Source organism: Campylobacter sp. CNRCH_2016_0050h, from assembly GCF_025772605.1.
GTDB classification, from domain to species: domain Bacteria; phylum Campylobacterota; class Campylobacteria; order Campylobacterales; family Campylobacteraceae; genus Campylobacter_D; species Campylobacter_D lari_D.
Map to the genome: position 1 here is coordinate 1 of NZ_JAKMSK010000006.1, position 20,189 is coordinate 20,189.

Genomic DNA, 20,189 nt, shown 5'->3' on the forward strand with positions numbered 1-20,189 from the left:
TTCTCCACTTACTTCTTGAGTGCTAGCTGCGCTTTGATTATAAGTAGCAATGATTTGTAATCTTTTAATATTAAAATCTTTTACTCCTTCAAATACTACCTTACTCTCACCTTTATCATCAGCTGTACTTTCTTTATCGTTACTAATTCTTAAAGTTTTATTGCTTTGTATATCTTTAGCCTTCCATAAAACTTTTGTTTTTGGCATTAAACCTTTAAGTTTTACTTCAAAGTCGCTTTTATAATCAATCATTCCTTTTTCAAAGTCTTGATGAGTCACAGGATCTTTTCCAGTAGGAAGCTCCATAGTGGCTGTATAATTTTTAATCTCTAAATCTTTACTTCTTTCTTTTACTAATTCATCACTCATATTCTTAGCAATGATTTTTACTTTTTCATTTCCACTAAGTCCTATAATTTCTACATTACTCTCACCTTTATCATCAGCTATTAAATTAAGCTCCTTAGTAGTTTTATCTTTATCAACAAATAAAGCATTATCTCCTTGTATACTCCATTTAACTTTTGTAGAATTAGCTTTTAAGTTTTTATAACTTGCATGAGTTTTTTCTTTATTACCTATAATAGCTTTATCTAAGATAATATCATTATCTCCATAAATTGCTATTTGAACAAATGTTTTTAAAGTAACTCCCAATACATTAGCAATGATTTCAGCTTTTTCTTTATCTTTCATGTTTACATCAGGTTTATAAATGATATTTGAATTTCCATCTTTATCAGTTTTATCTGAATTTGGCGTTTTTTCTAAACTTCCTTTACCATTTAATTTCCAATGAATTGCCAAATCGCCTGCTAAATCATTTCCTGTAAATGTGATTAGAGATTTTTCATATCTTTGTATATTAGAAGGTTTAGCAAATATCCTAAAGTCTTCTTTTGGAGCTATGATAGTAATAGGGAAACTTTCTTGAGCATTCCCTGCTTTAGCAATTAAATTGGTTTGATGGACTCCATAAGAATGGATTATTTTTACAAAAACTTTTCCATTACTATCAGTAATATAATGATTTCCATCTTTTAAGATTACACTTTTTTGTTCAGGAGTTACACTCATAGCAACATTTTTAACTGCTTGATTAAAGCCATCTTTAAGCATAATACAATGAGTATTACCTCCCAAATTTCCGCAATAAGAAATATGATAAGTATTGTTAATAGCTTTATATTCAAGCACTATAGAATAATCTCTATCTATAAAATGAGTTCTAGAGCCTTCAATGGTATTATTTATACCTGCTAATTTTGTATCAAAAGCGTGTTTGAAGGCATCTTTATCTAAAGGTATGTTAAAATTCATAGCTATATTTGTGCCTTGTTTATCACTTTCATTACTTTTTTTATGGCTTAGCGAAAAAGTTAATGCAGGACAGGGTGAGTAAGTAATACCTCCTTCATACACTAAAGGATTTTTTTCTAAATCTTCATAGCAGTTTACATTGCCAAATGGAGCTACTTTTTCTCCATACCATTTACTCATATTAGCAAAAACAGCTACATTGCTCATAGAAGGAAAAGCATATTTAATACCCATGTCCCAGCCATTAGCAGGGCGTTCTAAGAAAGTTAGATCATTATTTGCATTTTTAAAATCATAACTACTAATCCAATCACTTAATCTTTGATAAATATTAGCATGAAAAGCTAGTGTATCTAACATACTTTCAAAGCCCAAAGATATTCTTTTATGCTCTCTACTAAAATCATGATCATAAACTAAATTTAATCCTAGCATGATATTTCCTGAATTATCTAATGCTAGTGCATTAGGATAATATCTTATACCACCGCCAAAATGACCTATGATTCTATTATTATCATATCCACCTATACCGCTTTGTAGAAAATAAGATATTTTTGGATTATCTTCACTCATAATAGGTAAAAGAACTTTAGCATTACCACTTAAACCACCCCTATCATTATAGTTTAAATTAAACTCACTATTAATGGAGTGATTAAGAGTATGTAAATATTCTTGGATTAAAGTATTAGCTTGTAAGCTTAAATAATTGCTTGCTAAATCTCTTATAAGCTCATCTCTTTCTTTACTATCTTTGGCATTATATACATTACCTATAGTTTGAATAACATTAACAACCTTACTAGATAATTCTTCATCTTCTTTACTAAGATTAGAATCCTTCTTTGGTTTTTCTTCTAATAGCTTTTTGACTCTTGAGTCAATGTTATTATGTTCTTTAAGTATTTGCTTTTGATCATGGTTTACATGATTAAGTGCAAGAGTTTGATTGTTATCTATAATGATTTTATCTTGATTTTTTAAAATCATTATTTGAGAAAAAAGAAAAGTGTGAATGAGTAAAACAAATAAAAGCGTTTTTTTCATATCCCCCCCCCCCGAATCCTTTGCATAAAATTTTTTATTTGTGATGAGAATATGATAACACAAAAAATACAAAAGTGATAAAAAAGTTATAAAAATATTGAAAAATAGCCAAAAAATTAATAAATATAATAATTATTTATAAATTATAATCAAAATTACTTTTATTTTTTATTAAAAAAATGCAAATAGATTTATTATTATTTAAATATATATGAAAAAAACTTATCATTTACTTTTTAAAAACAATGAAAAATAAGCTTTTTGAATTTTTATATTTATATTTTATTATACTATTTAACATTTTTAAAAGTATTAGCATTTAGTATTTTAGATAACAGTGTAAGGTGTATTTATCATATTTGGTATATAAAGTATAAATACTAAGCTTATATATAGTAATAAATAAAGAGTATAAATACCTTATTATACTCTTTAGATAACTACAATATAGAGTTTTTGTATAAATTTGATAATAGTTGTTATAATCTTAAAATTACTTATTAAAAAAATATATTTAATTATAATTTGTATGTTTTTATAATTTGGATAATAGGTAAAAGAATATATATAATATTTAACAGAAAATAAAAAGTGATTAAATAAAGTTAGATATATAAAGATATTTATAGTTTTATATGTTATTTTTATAAATTAAAACAAACATATTTCACAATTAAGCAAGATTAGCACAACCAAGAATTATTTAGAAACAAAAATTTTTTGAGAAATATAAAAAAATGTCTTTAAGTAAAAAAGAATTTGCTAAAGTATTAGGCGTTTCTTCAGGAATTATTGATAATCTAAGAAGAAAAGGTAAAATACAATCTATGGAAGTATCTTGCTATGTATTATTTTCCATTGAAGAAATAGCTAAAGTTGTATCAGGGATTAAATCTTTAAAATGAGATTTAACTATACAAATTATTGAATTTTCAAAAGTATATGTTATTTAGATATTTAATTTCTAAAGTATGGATACTTAGGTGTTTGATTAATAAACCATACGCTTTCTAAATCCACCATTACTTCTCTATCACGAATTATTACCACAATTAAAATCTTTTGACAAATTAAAAAAAATATTTTTTGTACACACTTTAAAGGAAAATCAGTGATTAAGAGCTTAAAAAAATTTAACTGTTGATAAAAAACTTATATCAAAGTGCTTGTACTAAAAATTTATATATTGAAGCTAGGATTTTTCATGGAAATATTGATAAGAATTTTTATTTTAGATATAAACTTAATAAAAAGGGTATTCTTTTAAAATAGGAAAATATCCTATAACCATATTAACACGAGCGAGAGAGATTGCAAATGATTATAACGACATGCTATCATAAGGCATTAATCCAAAAGAACATATTCAAAAAGAAAATACTAAAAATCAAAATATAAAAAAGCACTTTATGGTACTAATAAAGTTCAAAGTCATAAAACTTCACAGATGAAGCAAGATTTAAAGAATTACTACTTGCGATTAATAAGTATTTTTACAAAAATTTCTTTGCAAATTAGTCCATATTTATTTTTTAAGAAGTGCTAATATTAGAAATTTAGAATAAAAAGAAGTAGATTTTGAGAAAAAAATTAATAAAGTTAAAGCAAGAGAGGATTTTATTATTCCGCTAAGTCAGAGTGTTTTAGGCTTGCTTTTATATGTTAAAAATTTTTCTTACTCAGATTCAAAATATGTTTTTTTCAAATGATATAAGTAAATCTAAAAAATGAGTAAAAACACATTAAATCAAGCCATTAAAAGATTAGGTTTTGGTGATGAAATACTATATCATGGTTTTAGAGCTACTGCTTCAACTTTTCTTTATGAGTATAAAAATATTCATAAACAAGATAGTGAAGTTATAGAACTATGTTTAGATCATAGGGAAAGAAATAAAGTAAAAGCGGTATATAAGACTTGATGATAGAAAAGAGAGTTAATGCGATGATGGAGTGATTTTATTGATAAATTAAAAAGAGATAAGTAGTTTAATTTTATAATGTTTGTAAATTATAAACACATAAGAACTTTTTAATTTTTGTAAATTTAATAGTATTTTATTGAATATCTTTAACGCAATTATTCTATTAGTAACTTTCTTAATACGCTATTTTGTGAATTTATATATTCTAAAACAATACTTTTTTTATTTTATTTTCATCTAAATTTAAAAAATCTAAATAAGCTTGGAATAAATTATTATTTAAATCATCGTCAAATTTATGACTTGCAACCATATTCATAGAAAAATGATTAAAAAATTTCTTACAAAAATTGTTATTATTTTTAAATAGCTGTATTAATTCTTCTTTTTTAAAAAAAATTATACTGTTTGATCGCTTCAGGATAAAAACTACTTTCTATATTTTCATAGCTATTGATAAAATCATTAATATTTTCATACTTGCTTGTTTTGTATTTTTCTTTGGTATCTTCATAATAACGCTTCCATTTTTCATCTTTTAATAATTTTAAAAGATCTTTATCTGATTTATAATCATCGCGAAAATCAAATTCTAATTCTTCCATAACAAGAGCTTCTATATAGTGCTGATTGATTTTTTCTTCTATGTTGCTTAATTTTTTCTTTGTAATTTGTGTGTAGGTTGAAAGTAAAATTTGATAAAAACCATAAGGAAAGTGTGTCATTCCATTTTTTAAATAAAAATCTATTTTTAAAAGTGAATTTTCAATATCTTTTACGAATTGCTCATCGTTTAAATTACCTACTAAATATTCTATCTTGCAGTTTTGAAGTTTGTAATAAAGATCAATTTTTAAAGTTTGATAAAAATCGCGTCTTAGTTGGTATTTTTCTTCTTTACTTAAATGAAACATATTTTTTAGGTATTTTTCGTAAAGATGGTAGTTTGAGGAAAAGTCATTTTTTTCTATTGTAATAGAAAGATTTTTTAATTTGAAATATTAATGATTTATAACTTAATTTTAGAGCATCTGAAAATGTTTTTTATTTTCATACTTGCAAAACAATAAAAAACATTGCGTATTAAAATAATCTATATGCTCTAACACATGATATAATAATCTTAGATTTCCATTGCATTGTTCTTTATATCTTTCGAAAATAATATTTTCAATAATATTTCTTATCTCATCTGTAATTTTAGTATATTTATTTATTCTATCTTTTATGATTGCTTTTGCTACTTCATCATTGTCTTTTATCGTTATTTCACAATCAATAACCTTCTCTTTGTATATTTGATACCAGTTTTTACTATTATATTGTTTGGCTTGTTCTTCTTTATTATTTTCAGTCAAAATGCCATCTTGTTCTTTTAATTCTTCCTCATGAAAAATCACAACAACATTACATTCTTTTTCTTCTTTAAGTAAATTTACAAGTCCTAAAATTTCTTTCAAAGAAAGATTATCAGATCTTCTTTCTATGTTATCAAAACACACAATAATATTATAAAAGTCTTCCTTTTTTAAAAAGGAAAAAATAGCATCACTATCTATATCTATTAAGCCGCCACTTATACTTTTAACCAAACCTTCTAAACCTTTAAAAGTTGTTTTGGTAATTTTATTATAATCTCCATGTAGGCTTACAACTATTTCTTCTAATATTTGCTTATAACTTTCTTTGTCAAAAAGATCTATATAAACAACTTTTTTATCTTTAGAAAGTTTATTTTCAACTTCTTTCCATAAATAAGTTTTACCTATACCCCAAGATCCATTTATAGCTAAACATTTTTTAGATTTTTTATTTAAAAAATTTGCGATAGTGTCAATCTTATTCATTATACACTCCTATAAAATATTTATGTAATTATATAAAATTATTTAAGTTTTCTATGTAACTATCCTCCAAACCTTAAAGCTATAGATAGTTACATATTCTTTTTAAAATACCCCTTACAGCTACGCACTCAGACAGCCTTTCTTTTTTTAAAAAATATATAAAAATACATACGCATACGCGAGAAAAAAAACAAAAAAAGTTGAGTAATTTTTTTTCAATGTTTAAACAAATTTTTGTTTTTTCTGTTATTTAATATTAAATTAATTTTTTGACTTTTATAATTATTCATATATCAAAAATAATCATAGAAAGACTCAAAAATGAAAAAAATTATCTTAGGTTTAGCAGTTATTGCTTCATTATCTAGCCTTGTTTCAGCTTCAAATCATAGTTATCATAGCAAGAAAAATTTTAATAATTCACAACAAGAATATATAGAAGGTAGAAGTATAACTTGTGCAACTTTTCATAATTGCCAAACAATACATCAACCTATTTATCAAGATGCTTTTTGCAAATGGACAGGATATTGTTAATGTTTGTTAATACTTGTCACGGCTTGGTAGATACCAAAGTAGAATATCGAGATAAACCTGCATTAGAAGAGGCGATTGCTAAACAGCAAGAAGATACAAAAAAAGTAGAAGCTGAAGCTAAAAAAGAAGAACAAAGTAATTCTACAAATACAGATAAAGCAGACAATAAAAAAGATCAGCTTTTAGATATATCTGTTTAATCTTAATATTAAGCGGCAGACTTTGTCCGCTTTCCGTGCTACACACTTAGACAACCCTAGCACCCATTTTAGTACAAAACATATAGCACCTATAAGGTGTATTTTATTTAGAGAAGAAAAGAAAAGGTGCTTCTTTTGAAAACCTTATCTTGCTTCTTCTCTTCTTCATCACGGTGATTGCTATTTAATGGCATTAAAAGCCGTATTTTTAAAAGTGTTTAAAAAAGATTTTCTAAATCATTCATTGGTGTAGTTTCTTTGATATTTACAACCGCACTCCATTTATAGTTTTTTACTTAAAAATTTTATCCTATAAGTTTGATATATTTTTCATAGCATTATTTATGATTTCATTTTTTAACGCAATTGTTTGTTTAAAATAACTAAGTGATGAAAATCTTTATTATGTTGGATTTGTATAAAATTGGATTTTAAAATTAATACTATATATTTATCTCATTGTCATGTTTGTCTATAATTATTTTAAAATAATTGATAATTTTTTCAGGATTTTTATTCCATTTCTTCAAATGTTTAAAAATCAAAACTACCATATTTATTTTAAGTTTCATTGCAATTGGTTTTAACAAGATCAAATCAGTGATTTACATATAAATATGGCTTAGTTATATCAATCAAGTGATGAAGAAGATCATATTTTTTAAAAAAGAAAGAATTTTACTTGTAGTTCATACTATATAGAAGGCAATACGGCATACATTATTTCAACATCAAACTTAATCAATATTTTTTAAAGATTATTGCAGTGGTTAGATATTTATTATCTTTAATATTCAAGAAGAGTATAAAATAAATATTATTTCATGTTATCAACTTAGAAAACAAGAGTATAATTTATTCTTATATCATTTAATGACTCATAAAAAAAGAGAGAGTAATCATTAAATAAATCTTGATTATTATTACAATAACATAATAATTGCTACAATATACCTTAGAATAATTATACAAAATATTTTAAAATTAATTTCTTATACTTATTTTATATTGCTTCAATGTGAAGATTAAAAACATCAAGATAAAATATTATCACACAAGTTCGAACACATTTGGCACTTTCTTAGTTAATAAAACTACTATCTTTTATTTACCAATCAAGAAATATTTGATTAATAAAACTAACTAAGGAATATTTATCCAAACAGATTATTTATTTAGATGTATAAAAGGATTTGCTAAATTAAGAGAATATAGTTATATTTTTGAAATAAAACATAAAATAATAGAACAAAGAATAAAAATTATATCTTTCATAAGCATCATGGTTTAAAAGCTACTTTAGAAGCTTTTAATATAGATAAAAAGACACTTTTTAGAAAACAAGAAATTTATCACAAAAATAATGATAATTTAAATACCCTAAATACAAAATACACTAAAGTAAAAAATATAAGAAGTTCTTTTGATTTGGAAATTACTTTAAATATTAAAATACTTAGGCATATTTATATAAATTTAGATAAAGAAAGATTGTATTATTTTTTAAAGCCTTTTTTATAATAAAACCTCCTAGTGTTTCCACCATAAGAAGAATCATCTCTAAAGATAAAATGAGAATAACACTTACAAGAATTAATTATCTAGGCCAAAATAAAAGCTACAAGAGAGAGTTAAAAATAGATAACTAAAAAAATCTTAAAACAACTCCTATGAATACTTGGGCAATAGATACTATAAAATATGTCGATAATAAAATAAAAATATATACTTACTATGATAGATTTAGTTACAAGAATTGATTATACTGTAGCTTTATCTCCTAAAAAGACAAGATATACTAGCATATCTTAAAAGTTTTGTTATTATCTTAAAAACTAATAATACTCATAAAAGAATTTAGTATACTCACAGATAATGGCTGTGAATTTAAAAAACTATGAATGTTTTATTAAAGAACTTAACACTACTCATTATTATACTTATCTAAAGAATCTTAGAATGAATATTCATAATGAAATATTTAATAAAACCTTAAAAAAAGCATTTGCTAATCATTATAAAGATTTATTATTTATAGATCTTAAAGAATTTAATCAAGAAATGATTAAGTAGTTAGCAGCTTATAATACTATCTTGTTATATCCAGCTTTAAAATATAAAGTTTCCTCATTTGCTCTTCATCAATTAAGAAATATTTTTCTTTGTTAGACTTTAAATCAATATTGTTTTTTCTTGCACTCTAAAAATTTTAATACATTACCTATTTAGCAAAAAAATATCATTCTTTTGCATTTTTACAATAAAATACAAAGCATGTGCAATATTAATTAATAAATCATACGCCTATTAAACTCGCCATTTATTCTTGTTAAATATATTTTATCTATTTTATTCTTTGTATTGTATTTTTAAAATTTCAATAATTTTAGAAATTTTAAATTAATTCGATTTCAATATTGCTAAAAAACATCTGTTGAAATAGATTATAAATTATTTTTATATAATGGTTGCGAAGGGGAGATTTGAACTCCCGACCTTCGGGTTATGAGCCCGACGAGCTAACCACTGCTCTACTTCGCGGCATCATATGAAGTGGATGGGGTAAAGGGATTCGAACCCCTGAATGACAGGACCAAAACCTGTTGCCTTACCGCTTGGCGATACCCCAATAGAAATTTTTTATTTAAATTAAAAGTGATATTATATATTATTTTTTATACAATGTCAAGAAAAATGCTATAATATTTTTAAAATATTTTCAAGGAATGATTTTATGGGATATATAAGTATAGAACAAGCTATAAAAGAACTTCAAGATGGTAAGATGTTGGTAATGGTGGATGCAGAAGATAGGGAAAATGAAGGGGATTTGATTTTCCCTGCACAATTTAGCTCACAAGAAAAAGTAAATTTTACCATCACTCACGCAAGAGGTGTAGTATGCGTAGCGTTAAGTGAGAACTTAGCTAAAAAATTTGAACTACCTTTAATGGTACCTAAAAACACATCAAATCACGAAACAGCTTTTACCATCACTGTCGATGCAAAAAATGCAACAACAGGAGTAAGTGCCTACGAAAGAGATATGACTATACAAATTTTTGCTGATGATAATGCAAAGGCGAGTGATTTTGTGCGTCCTGGACATATTAATCCTTTGATAGCAAAAAAAGGTGGAGTTTTAGAAAGAACGGGCCATACAGAAGGAACAGTGGATTTATGTCGTTTGGCAGGATTAAAAGAAGCATGCGTGATATGTGAGATTGTTAAAGATAATGGAGATATGGCTAGAAGAAGCGATTTGCTTGAGTTTTGCAAAAAACACGATATTAATATGATTACTATTTCAGATTTAATCGAGTATCGTTTAAAAAATGAAAGTTTGATTTCTTTAATTAAAGAAGAAGAAAGTATTTTAGCAGGTTTTAAAGCTAAAAAAATGACTTTTAAAGATCACAATGAAAATGAACACATAGTTTTTAGTTTTGGCACTTTGAAAGAATGCGAGAATGTTAAATTTTATCTTAGTGGAAGCGACTTTGAGCTTCTAACTTCTAATAAATTTAATGAGTTATTAAAACAAATTGAATTTTTAAGTCAAAAAGGTGGTGTAATCATTTTCATGAAAAATGAAAAACAAGAAAACATACAATTTAAAAATTATGGCATAGGGGCGCAAATTTTAAGGTATTTAAAAATTTCAAAAATCAAACTTCTAAGTCAAAATACCGATAAAGAATTTATAGGCTTAAAAGGCTTTGGGCTTGATATTACAAGCAGTGATTTTAAAGCTTAAATTCTAAAAACTTAAACTTATCGCCAAAGTTAAACATCAAATTTTTACTTTGGTTGATAAAGTTTTTATAAATTTGGAGGTTAATATTTTTAACTTGCTCGATAATTTCTTCCAAACCAAAATCAATTAAGGCTTGATTTTGATTTTTATATTCTAAAACCTCAAAGCCCTCTTCTTTTAAAACTTGTAAAAAATGATCAAAATTTACATTATATGTAATATCGCTTTTAGCAAAAAAATCTTTTAAGTTTTCTTCAAAAAGATTATACACTTGGTGATTTTTATACATTCTAATACTAATTTTTTCTTCTTTTTTTGCATAATCAAAACACGCAAAAGTTAGTTTTTCACAGGTTTGTTTTAATTTGGATAAAAAGGGTTTATAAGAAATACAAAGCTCGCTATTAGTGATAGAATATTTTTCACATTCTTTTAAAAGATCTTCATTCATAGCTTTAAAAATAATGTTTAAATCATCATCAACATATGCCATTGTTCTATCTTTTATAAGCTCACACGCAAAACAATCAAATAATTCATTAGCGTAAAAAAAGGCGTTTTTAAAATGACATTCTTCCAAAGAATTATAAATTTTTACATCCAAATCATACTCATCAAAAAGTTTTTTTTGAACACATTTTAATTTTTCATGTGGCTCTATGATAAAACACTCAATCTGCTCTAGAACATCGGCCCTAAGAGTGTATAGAGCTTGTATAAAATCAAGCATTAAATACCCTTCATTTGCCCCTATTTCTACAACTTCAACCGGTAAAATTAGCTTTTTATCATCTATAAGTTTTAAAAAATGATTAGCTAAGAGCGTTCCAAACAGATTTCCCACGCTAACTGCGGTATAAAAATCTCCATTTTTACCAACACTCACAGCTTGGGAGTAATATTTATCAATCCAATTTTGAAAAAACTCACTAAAAGCTATCATTATAAAGCATTAAATTTGGCTATAAAATCAAGTGGATCAACTTGCACACCATTAACTAAAATTCCAAAATGCAAATGTGGCCCTGTAACCCTACCGCTAGCTCCACTCAAACCTATAAGCTCACCCTTTTTTACCTTTTGTCCTACTTTTACATTAAGTTTTGATAGATGATAATACTGAGAATAAATCCCATATCCATGATCAATTACCACTGAATTTCCTGCATAATAACGATTTGAAGCAATCCTTACAATACCATCATTGCTAGCATAAATTTTTGTCCCACTTGCTGCTCTAAAATCAGTTCCGCTATGATAACTTTTAAGAGTATCATTAAACAATCTTGCTTTTCCAAAAACACTTGTAATTTTACTTTCTAAAGGGTATGTAAAATTGCCTTCAAATAAAGCCATATTGGTATAAGTATTATAAACCTTAATAGCTTCTTGATATTCTTTGCTAATGCGATCAAGTGTTTCTTTAGGTGGATTAACCTTAGAAGCACTAACTTTTAAAAATTCTTTTTTATAGTTTCCTTCGCTAAATTTTATGTTAATTTCTTCTTTGGAATTATCTTTAAATTCAGCTATTAATTTTCTATCTTTAGGATTTTTATAAGGTATAGCTATACTAACAATGACTTTATTTTTATACTCAAAAAAAGGAAGTTTTTTAGAATTTGAGCTAATTTGTAAAAAATTATTTTTATCAAATTCTAAAAAAACTACTTGACCTTTTACAAGCTCAATCTCTCTAGCTTCTAATACAAATACCAAAAAACAAAGTAAAAAAAGAATTTTTCTCATACGCTAAGCTCTTTAATATCAGCTATTTTTAAAAACCCACGATAAATTGCACATACTAAAGCTTGACGATTGTTTTTAATATTTTCATCTTTGTCATTAATCATTACTTTATCAAAAAAAGCATCAATTTGTGGTTTTAGCGCAAAAAGGCTTTCTAAAAGCTCTTGGGTGTTATTTTCTTTTGTTTTACACTGCATAAAAGCTTGGTATAAATCTTTTTCCTCTTGAGTGTTAAACAAATTTTCATTAATTTGAACTTCACTTAATATTGCAATATTTGCCAAGCGCTTAAAAGTAGCAAAATTTTGACTAAAATCTGCCTTATTTGCACTTTGTATTAAAGCTTTAATACAAGAATCAATATAAATAACATCATAAGTTTTAGAGCTAAGTACAGCTTTAACAAAAGAAGCATTTACTTCATAAAAAGTATATAAACGCTCTAAGATAAAGTCTAGTAAAATTTTCAAATCAAAGCTTTTATACTCACTAGCTATTGTTTCTAAAAATATCTTAAGATCAAAATTTTTATTTAAAGCTAGAATAATTTTTAAAACACCATTTGCTGCTCTTCTTAAAGCATAAGGATCTTTTGTACCACTTGGGATTTTCCCCATTGAAAAAAGCGCCATGAGTGTATCAAATTTATAAGCCAAAGCTACAATAGAACTAAATTCATTACTTGGCATAGCTGAATTATCGCCATTTGGAAGGTATTGTTCTTTAATCGCCAAAGCAAGCTCATCGCTCATACCCATAGCCTTAGCATAATAAGATCCCATAATACCTTGAAGATCAGTAAATTCATACACCATTTGAGTACTTAGATCAGCTTTTGAGTATTCTATAGCTTTTAAAATTTCATCTTTTTGAGTATTAGCAAAAACCTCACAAAGCTTAGTAGCAATTTTTTGTTCTCTAATAATTTTATCTTTTAAGGTTCCAAGTCCTTCAAGATAAACCATTTGGCTTATTTTATCATTATTTAAACCCTGCGCTAAGTCATTTTTCCAAAAAAACATCGCATCACTTAATCTTGCTCTTAAAACTCTTTCATTTCCATTAATGATTTTAGAATAATCTTCACAAACCGCATTAGAAACTACAATAAAATGATTGCTTAAAGTATTGTTTTTAAATACTGCAAAATAGCGTTGATTTTCTCTCATAGAAGTAATTATCACTTCGCTTGGGATTTCTAAATACTCTTTTTCAAAATGCCCTAATAATGCCTTTGGATACTCTGTGATAGCTACAACTTCAGCTAAAAGCTCATCATCTTCTGCAATAGTAATATCATTTTCTTTTTCGAGTATTTTTAACTGTTTAATGATAAGCTTTTTTCTTTGTTCTTGATCTAAAATAATATAATTTTGCTCTAAAGTTTTAAAATACTCATCAATATTCGCAAAAGCTATCAAATCATAACTAACACTTCTATGCACAAAAGTACTTTTTGCACTTTTAACGCCATAGCTTTCAAACTCAATCAATTCATCATTTAAAATACAACAAAGCGAGCGAATAGCTCTGATAAATTCAAATCTACCATCACCCCATCTCATAGTTTTACCAAAACTCAAGCTTTTTAAAAAAGCCTCGATCATTTGAGCTAAAACTGCTTTGCTTTGCAAGCCTTGTACTTGTTTTTGACAATACAATACTTCTTTACCCTTAATTTCTTTAAATTCAAGCTCTTCTTCTTTTAAACCACTTTTTTCTAAAAAGCTAAATCCTGCTTGAGTAAGCTTTCCATCTTTATAAGCTATCGCCTTAGGTGCGCCTATAAATTCCACAAAAGAATCATCTTGTTTTTCTTTAAAATTTTCATGGATAAAAACCAATCTTCTAGGAGTATAGAAAAATTTAAATTCAGATTCTAAATGATACTCTTGTAAAATCTTTTCCCATTTTTTAGTAATATTTGGAAGTTCTTTTAATAAAGGAATAGCAGGAAGTTCTTCTGTACCTATTTCTATTAACAATTTCATTTTACACTCTTTTTTAAAAATTTTTTAGTGTATTTTACCTATTTTTTTTAAAATCTTTCTTTGTTTTTAATTTTTCTTCTCTTTGTTTGGCTTTTTCTTGCATTTGGCGGTTAAAGCCAAACACAAGAAAAACCATAAAAGCTACAAACAAAGCAATAATAATATAATCTATCATTAGTCCCAACACTCTGCGTTTTTAATACCAAGCTTTGAAGCACTAAACACTGGATCTCTACCTTGTCTTTTTTGCTCGCTAAAATCTTTTAATACCTTTTTCACTATACCACCAAGCAATAAAATAGAAATGATATTAATCGTAGCCATAAACGCCATAGTAGTATCAGCTAAATCCCACGCAAATTTTAAATCCATATTTGCACCAATAAAAATCATAAGCACGGCACTTGCTTTAAAAAGATTGATAATAATAGGATTTTGAGTAAGGTATTTAATATTTGCTTGAGCATAATAATAATTTCCTATCAAAGAAGTAATAGCAAATAAAACTATACTAACAGTAGTAAAATGCACACCTAGATTTCCATAATATTCTTTCATGGATTCTTGTACCAAAGGTAGTGCTGTTAAAATAGGCTTACCGTCTACACCAATATTATTAGCATAAGCAAGTGAAAATAATACCAAAAATCCTGAACTTGTACAAATAATCACATCAATTAACACAGAAAATGCTTGAATAACCCCTTGTTTTGCAGGGTGAGTTGTAAGAGCAGAAGCTGCTGCATTTGGTGCTGAACCCATACCTGCTTCATTAGAAAATAATCCTCTTTTTATACCTATAACCAAAGCAGAACCTGCAAATCCACCAAAAATAGCTTCAAAATCAAAAGCGCTTTTAAAAATCATAGAAAACACTTCAGGAATTTTATCAAAATTCATAAACATCGCTATAATAGATAAACCAACATAAATCATCGCCATAATAGGAACGATGACCGAGCTTACTTTACCTATTTTAGTATGATCACCAAAAAACATATAAGCAGCAAAAATAGCCAAAATAACCCCTATTACAATAGGCCACCAACTTTGCGAAAAACTTACTTCGCTAGCATCAACCATACCTTTATAATAAAACTCAAATGCTGAAGTCATAGTTTGACTTTGAAGTCCATTAAATCCATAAGCATAAGTAATGATTAAAATCACCGCAAAAACAGCTCCAAGCCATTTTAAATTTAAAGCTTTACTAATATAATAAGCAGGGCCACCTTTAAAACTTTTTCCATCACGACTTTTATAAACTTGTGCTAAAGTGCTTTCTGCAAAAGCCGAAGCGCCGCCAAAAAATGCCATAGCCCACATCCAAAACAAAGCACCAGGTCCGCCCAAAACAACCGCTACTGCAATACCTGCAATATTTCCTATACCAACTCTTGAAGCTGTTGAAATCATCAAAGCCTGAAAAGGAGTAATATGGTGTTTTTCATGTTTTTCTTGCTTTTCTGTCAAAATGTCAAACACATAAGGAAGCATTCGAAATTGCACAAAACCCGTCAAATAACTATAATAAAACCCTACAATAATAAGCAAAATAACCAAAATGGAATAATACTGATTATTTACAAAGCCAACAAATTGGGATATTAAATCCATATTTATCTCCTTTTTATAATTTAATCGAGTGTAAATTTATCATAAAAAAATGAATTTGCTACAAAAAAATATAATTTTATATTAATTTTATTTTATTTTTTACAGCTATGTGAAAATTTAACTCACGATATTTACCAAAAAAACACATAAAAATGCTTTTAAGTAAAAAGAAAACTTAATTTTTATACACTTAGTTTTTTTAAAATTTTATAAGGTGTTTAAATTGAAACAAAATACGATGAAAATTTTTGTATTTTTTGCCATTATTGTTTTTTGGGCTTATTTTTCATTTCCTATTGAAATTTTACAAGTTAAAGATCAAAATGACTTAGCTACAGGAGAATATGCTTATACTATAGAAGCCAAAGCTTATGTTCATAGTTATTTCACAACACTTGGTTTAACAGTGGGTGGAATTTTAATAGGAATAGCACTTGGTTTTTTCCTAGCATTTTTAAGATTTTTAGAAATTCAAAGTTTAAATTTCATCATAGATGAATACATAGACATTATACGCGGAACTCCTCTGCTTTTACAGCTTTTGATTTTCTCAGTAGTGATTTTTGCCACTTGGAGTGATAATTTTTATGTAGCTATTATTGCACTTGGACTTAATAGTTCTGCTTATGTAGCTGAAATCGTAAGAAGTGGAATTCAAAGTGTAGACAAAGGACAAATGGAAGCATCTAGAGCAATGGGGCTTAATTATTCTGCTTCTATGAGACTAATCATCTTTCCGCAAGCAATTAAAAATATCTTACCTTCTTTAATGAATGAATTTATTTCTTTATTTAAAGAAACTTCAATAGTGGGCTATATTAGTGTTATGGATATTACCATGCAAAGTAAAAGCTTACAAGCAATTTATTACAACCCTAAACCTATTATTTTTACAGGACTTGTATATTATGTAAGCGTTAAAATTTTAACACTGATTGCAAGATTTATAGAAATGAGATTAAATAAACATGATTAAAATAGAAAATTTGATTAAAAAATATGGAGATTTAGAAGTTTTAAAAGATATTAGTGTTGAAGTGCATAAAGGCGATATTATTGCTATTATAGGGCCTAGCGGGGGTGGGAAAAGTACTTTTTTACGCTGTTTAAATAAACTTGAAACACCAGATAGTGGTAATATTTATATCAATAACATTAATATACTTGATAAAAAAACAGATATCAATAAAATTCGTCAAAAAGTTAGCATGGTATTTCAACATTTTAATCTTTTTAATAATAAAAATGTTTTGGAAAATTTATGCCTAGCGCCAGTACAAACAAAAATCATGGGTAAAGATGAAGCAGTAAAAAAAGCACGAGAATTACTCAAAAAAGTTGGCCTAAGTGATAAAGAAAATTATTTTCCTCATAAGCTTTCAGGTGGACAAAAACAGCGTATTGCCATAGCAAGATCATTAATGATGAATCCTGATGTGATTTTATTTGATGAGCCAACTTCAGCTTTAGATCCTGAAATGATAGGTGAGGTTTTAAATATCATGAAAGAAGTGGCTAAAGAAGGTTTAACTATGCTTGTAGTTACACATGAAATGGGATTTGCAAGAAATGTAGCTAATAGAATTTTTTTCATGGATAAAGGCATTATAGCAGTAGATGAATGTCCTAAAATAGCTTTTGAAAACCCAAAGAATGAAAGATTGAAAGAATTTTTAAATCAAGTTTTAAATCATTAAAATTTTTCAAAAGAGGCAAAATTTTGCCTCAAAGCTTCATAGCTCACTATACCCACACTCGTAGCTAAATTTAAACTTCTACCACAATCTTTCATCGGTATAGTAATAGTATTTTCCCATTTTTTTTGCATTAAATCCATAGGCAAACCAAAACTTTCACTTCCAAAAAATAAAAAATCACCTTTTTGATAATTTACATCAAAATAAGCTTGAGTAGTTTTAGTTGTCGCAAAGAAAAATCTATCTTGAAATTTTTCATACTCTTTTAAAAAATCTTCTAAATTATCCCATAAAAAAGGATTTAATTTTTTCCAATAATCAAGTCCTGCTCTTTTAACTGCCTTTTCATCAATACTAAAAAGTGGATTGATAATATGTAAAGCAAAACCTGCATTAAAACACATTCTGCCTATACTTCCTGTATTTTGTGGTATGCGAGGTTCAACTAAGACTATATGAAACATCTTTTTCCTTGAAATGGTGTCCCCAGCAAGGTTTGAACTTGCGACCTCAGAATTAGGAATTCTGCGCTCTATCCAGCTGAGCTATGAGGACAAATATTTTTATTATTTTAAGAAAAAATTTATTTTATAGAGCTTAAATTTTAAGCTCTATAAAAAAACATTTTGGATTTTCATCAAAACCTAAAACTCCATTATGCGCATCAATAATTTGTTTTGATAAAGAAAGACCTAAACCATTACCTTTTAATTTAGTTGTTTTAAAAGCCTCAAAAACCATTTTTTTATCTTTGATACTTACACCATTATCATAAACTTTAATAAAAACCCTATCTTCTTTTTGTTCGCACTTAACCTTTACATAACCATCATCATTTTCGCTTTCTTCAATAGCATCTATGGCATTATAAAGTAAATTTTGCAAAACTAAAGCAAGTAAAGATTTATCTGCATTGATTTTTAAATCTAAAAATTCAAATTTAAAATCGATATTAGCTAGATAATTATAAGCTCCAATAGCTTGCTCACACTCATCTTGTAACTCCTGTAAATTAAACTCATTTAAATTAACATGTACTCCTTTTGTAAAAAGTAAAGTAGAATTTACAATACGCTCTACTCTTGAAATTGCTTTTTGGATTTCTAAAACTATATGCTTATTTTTTAACTCACTTCTTTCAAACAAAGTAGAGCTTAATAAAGAAATAGAACCTATAGGATTGCGTATTTCATGCGCTAGGTGTGCTGCAACTGTTCCCATGCTAGCCAACCTTTCATTTCTTTTTTCATCACTAATATCTGTTGCATTTACTATAAGTTTATCAGTATGAGAGGTGATTTTGATTAGATAAAATTTATGATCAAACTCAAGCTCATAATGTGTTTTATCAAGATCAATGCATTCTAAAAGCTTTGGCTTTTGTGTAGCTAGGTTGTTTTGCAAAATAATATTTTTATTTGCGTCTAAAATCCACAAAGCCATAGGTAAAACCTCTATAATCTCACTTACCATTTGTCTTAATGCAGTGTAGTTTTCATTAAGTTGCTTATATTCATTTTCTATAACATAGGTTTGCTCTATTAAGGCTTTTAATCCTTGTTGTAAGTTTTCTTTTTCACTAGAATCTAAACTTTTTAAAATATTTTCATCCACACTTAATCCTTAATTAAAAATTGAAAATCTTCTAAAGTATATAAAAGCAAATTACGCTCCTTATTTAGAATAAGCTCTTTACTAAAGCCACTCTTTGAAAAAAGCACATATAAATTAGGTTGAATTTGCAACTGTTTTGCTTTACTTTTCAAAATATTTAAAACATTTTTACATATTTTTCTTTCTTTAAATTTAACTTCACCTAAAACACAAAAATTGTTTTCATGATAATACAAGTCTATTTCATGATAATAATTCCAAAAACTATACACTTGATCCACTTTAAGTTTTTTTGCTAAAAATTCTTTGCATAAAAGTTCAAAAGTAAAACTTTGGTATTTTTCCAAATTTTCTTGGATAAGTTCTATTAATTCATTGTATTTTTTCATCGCGATTAAATTAAGTTTAGGATATATAAAATAAAAGAAAAATCTTAATCCTTGATTTTTAAAAACAACCTTATCTTGTATATTATAAGAGCGCAATTCTTTTTTAACTTTCTGTCTTTTGTTTTTTATAATTGGCTTTTCTTGACTTTTTTCTAAGATCAAAATATTTTTCTCTAAAAGTTTATTAATAATTCCTAGAGCCTGAAAATGCGGAATAGATTTATTAATAGAATAGCGTTTTCTATCGTTTTTGCTTAAGACGCTCAAAGCTTTTAAAGCATTCTCATCTAAATTTAAAGAAACTAAAATATCAAAGGCTTTCAAAATAAAAACATTTAAGATATTTTCATATAAACTTAATTTCAAATCAAATTCAAACTCATCAAAAATACTATAAAAATCAAAAATACTTTCAAGCTCCAAAGTTTCACAGCGTTTTGAAAAATCACCAAATTTTATAATCACATCCTTAAAAATAAATATTTTGTATGTTATA

General features: G+C 26.5%; 18 protein-coding genes and 3 tRNA genes. 7 read left to right on the forward strand and 14 right to left on the reverse strand.

Annotated elements, in window-relative coordinates; all coding sequences use genetic code 11:
• Nucleotides 1-2,370 (reverse strand): inverse autotransporter beta domain-containing protein (locus tag L8X28_RS04085; protein ID WP_263665609.1); only part of this gene is annotated, 2,370 nt, incomplete at its 3' end.
• A 737-nt stretch (nucleotides 2,371-3,107) separates the two neighbouring features.
• On the opposite strand from L8X28_RS04085, the gene L8X28_RS04090 reads away from it, so the two are divergent.
• On the forward strand, nucleotides 3,108-3,275 hold the full coding sequence (locus tag L8X28_RS04090; protein ID WP_263665610.1) for a hypothetical protein: 168 nt from the start codon (nucleotides 3,108-3,110) through the stop codon (nucleotides 3,273-3,275).
• A gap of 822 nt (nucleotides 3,276-4,097) precedes the next feature.
• Nucleotides 4,098-4,292 carry a hypothetical protein gene (locus tag L8X28_RS04095; protein WP_263662179.1) on the forward strand — a complete coding sequence of 65 codons (195 nt, stop codon included), beginning with the start codon at nucleotides 4,098-4,100 and terminating at the stop codon, nucleotides 4,290-4,292.
• Nucleotides 4,293-4,684: 392 nt separating this feature from the next.
• Here L8X28_RS04095 and L8X28_RS04100 read toward each other — a convergent pair whose 3' ends face one another.
• Nucleotides 4,685-5,209, reverse strand: a complete 525-nt coding sequence (locus tag L8X28_RS04100; protein ID WP_263665611.1) for a hypothetical protein — start codon at nucleotides 5,207-5,209, stop codon at nucleotides 4,685-4,687.
• Between the two features lie 108 nt (nucleotides 5,210-5,317).
• Nucleotides 5,318-6,142, reverse strand: coding sequence for a KAP family NTPase (locus L8X28_RS04105; RefSeq protein WP_263665612.1), 825 nt, complete (start codon nucleotides 6,140-6,142; stop codon nucleotides 5,318-5,320).
• A 321-nt stretch (nucleotides 6,143-6,463) separates the two neighbouring features.
• Here L8X28_RS04105 and L8X28_RS04110 point away from each other — a divergent pair, with 321 nt between their 5' ends.
• Entirely contained in the window at nucleotides 6,464-6,679 is a 216-nt protein-coding gene (locus L8X28_RS04110; protein WP_263665613.1) for a hypothetical protein, read from the forward strand.
• Nucleotides 6,679-6,879 (forward strand): hypothetical protein, encoded by a 201-nt coding sequence (locus tag L8X28_RS04115; RefSeq protein ID WP_263665614.1) that lies wholly within the window; start codon nucleotides 6,679-6,681, stop codon nucleotides 6,877-6,879. Before L8X28_RS04110 ends, L8X28_RS04115 begins: the two co-directional genes overlap by 1 nt.
• 2,465 nt (nucleotides 6,880-9,344) lie before the next feature.
• On the opposite strand, the gene L8X28_RS04120 is transcribed toward L8X28_RS04115, so the two are convergent.
• Both L8X28_RS04120 and L8X28_RS04125 read right to left on the reverse strand, forming a co-directional pair.
• A tRNA-Met gene (locus L8X28_RS04120) sits at nucleotides 9,345-9,420 on the reverse strand.
• A gap of 13 nt (nucleotides 9,421-9,433) precedes the next feature.
• A tRNA-Gln gene (locus L8X28_RS04125) sits at nucleotides 9,434-9,508 on the reverse strand.
• Nucleotides 9,509-9,613: 105 nt separating this feature from the next.
• On the opposite strand from L8X28_RS04125, the gene L8X28_RS04130 reads away from it, so the two are divergent.
• Nucleotides 9,614-10,636, forward strand: a complete 1,023-nt coding sequence (locus L8X28_RS04130) for a bifunctional 3,4-dihydroxy-2-butanone 4-phosphate synthase/GTP cyclohydrolase II (RefSeq protein ID WP_263665615.1) — start codon at nucleotides 9,614-9,616, stop codon at nucleotides 10,634-10,636.
• Here L8X28_RS04130 and L8X28_RS04135 read toward each other — a convergent pair.
• The 5 genes from L8X28_RS04135 to L8X28_RS04155 are packed head-to-tail and all read right to left on the reverse strand — an operon-like array spanning nucleotide 10,626 to nucleotide 15,993.
• Nucleotides 10,626-11,576, reverse strand: coding sequence for an SAM-dependent methyltransferase (locus tag L8X28_RS04135; protein ID WP_318529632.1), 951 nt, complete (start codon nucleotides 11,574-11,576; stop codon nucleotides 10,626-10,628). The two genes, L8X28_RS04130 and L8X28_RS04135, sit on opposite strands and share 11 nt — an antisense overlap.
• Before the next feature lie 2 nt (nucleotides 11,577-11,578).
• On the reverse strand, nucleotides 11,579-12,385 hold the full coding sequence (locus L8X28_RS04140; protein WP_263665617.1) for a M23 family metallopeptidase: 807 nt from the start codon (nucleotides 12,383-12,385) through the stop codon (nucleotides 11,579-11,581).
• Nucleotides 12,382-14,376, reverse strand: coding sequence for a glycine--tRNA ligase subunit beta (gene glyS, locus L8X28_RS04145; RefSeq protein ID WP_263665618.1), 1,995 nt, complete (start codon nucleotides 14,374-14,376; stop codon nucleotides 12,382-12,384). Before glyS ends, L8X28_RS04140 begins: the two co-directional genes overlap by 4 nt.
• A gap of 34 nt (nucleotides 14,377-14,410) precedes the next feature.
• On the reverse strand, nucleotides 14,411-14,551 hold the full coding sequence (locus tag L8X28_RS04150) for a hypothetical protein (RefSeq protein WP_087685579.1): 141 nt from the start codon (nucleotides 14,549-14,551) through the stop codon (nucleotides 14,411-14,413).
• A complete protein-coding gene (locus L8X28_RS04155) occupies nucleotides 14,551-15,993 on the reverse strand; it encodes an alanine/glycine:cation symporter family protein (protein WP_263665619.1) in 1,443 nt (480 codons plus the stop codon). Before L8X28_RS04155 ends, L8X28_RS04150 begins: the two co-directional genes overlap by 1 nt.
• A gap of 238 nt (nucleotides 15,994-16,231) precedes the next feature.
• On the opposite strand from L8X28_RS04155, the gene L8X28_RS04160 reads away from it, so the two are divergent.
• Nucleotides 16,232-16,969, forward strand: a complete 738-nt coding sequence (locus tag L8X28_RS04160) for an amino acid ABC transporter permease (RefSeq protein WP_412175524.1) — start codon at nucleotides 16,232-16,234, stop codon at nucleotides 16,967-16,969.
• Nucleotides 16,962-17,690, forward strand: a complete 729-nt coding sequence (locus tag L8X28_RS04165) for an amino acid ABC transporter ATP-binding protein (RefSeq protein WP_263659972.1) — start codon at nucleotides 16,962-16,964, stop codon at nucleotides 17,688-17,690. Before L8X28_RS04160 ends, L8X28_RS04165 begins: the two co-directional genes overlap by 8 nt.
• On the opposite strand, the gene L8X28_RS04170 is transcribed toward L8X28_RS04165, so the two are convergent.
• The 4 genes from L8X28_RS04170 to L8X28_RS04185 all read right to left on the reverse strand — a co-directional run bounded on the left by L8X28_RS04170 (nucleotide 17,687) and on the right by L8X28_RS04185 (nucleotide 20,158).
• Nucleotides 17,687-18,154 carry a tRNA (cytidine(34)-2'-O)-methyltransferase gene (locus L8X28_RS04170; RefSeq protein ID WP_133319272.1) on the reverse strand — a complete coding sequence of 156 codons (468 nt, stop codon included), beginning with the start codon at nucleotides 18,152-18,154 and terminating at the stop codon, nucleotides 17,687-17,689. The genes L8X28_RS04165 and L8X28_RS04170 overlap by 4 nt on opposite strands.
• Before the next feature lie 14 nt (nucleotides 18,155-18,168).
• A tRNA-Arg gene (locus L8X28_RS04175) sits at nucleotides 18,169-18,245 on the reverse strand.
• 42 nt (nucleotides 18,246-18,287) lie between these two features.
• Nucleotides 18,288-19,304, reverse strand: coding sequence for a sensor histidine kinase (locus L8X28_RS04180; protein ID WP_263665621.1), 1,017 nt, complete (start codon nucleotides 19,302-19,304; stop codon nucleotides 18,288-18,290).
• A gap of 2 nt (nucleotides 19,305-19,306) precedes the next feature.
• Nucleotides 19,307-20,158 carry a DUF234 domain-containing protein gene (locus tag L8X28_RS04185; RefSeq protein WP_263665622.1) on the reverse strand — a complete coding sequence of 284 codons (852 nt, stop codon included), beginning with the start codon at nucleotides 20,156-20,158 and terminating at the stop codon, nucleotides 19,307-19,309.
• Between the last annotated feature and the right edge of the window lie 31 nt (nucleotides 20,159-20,189).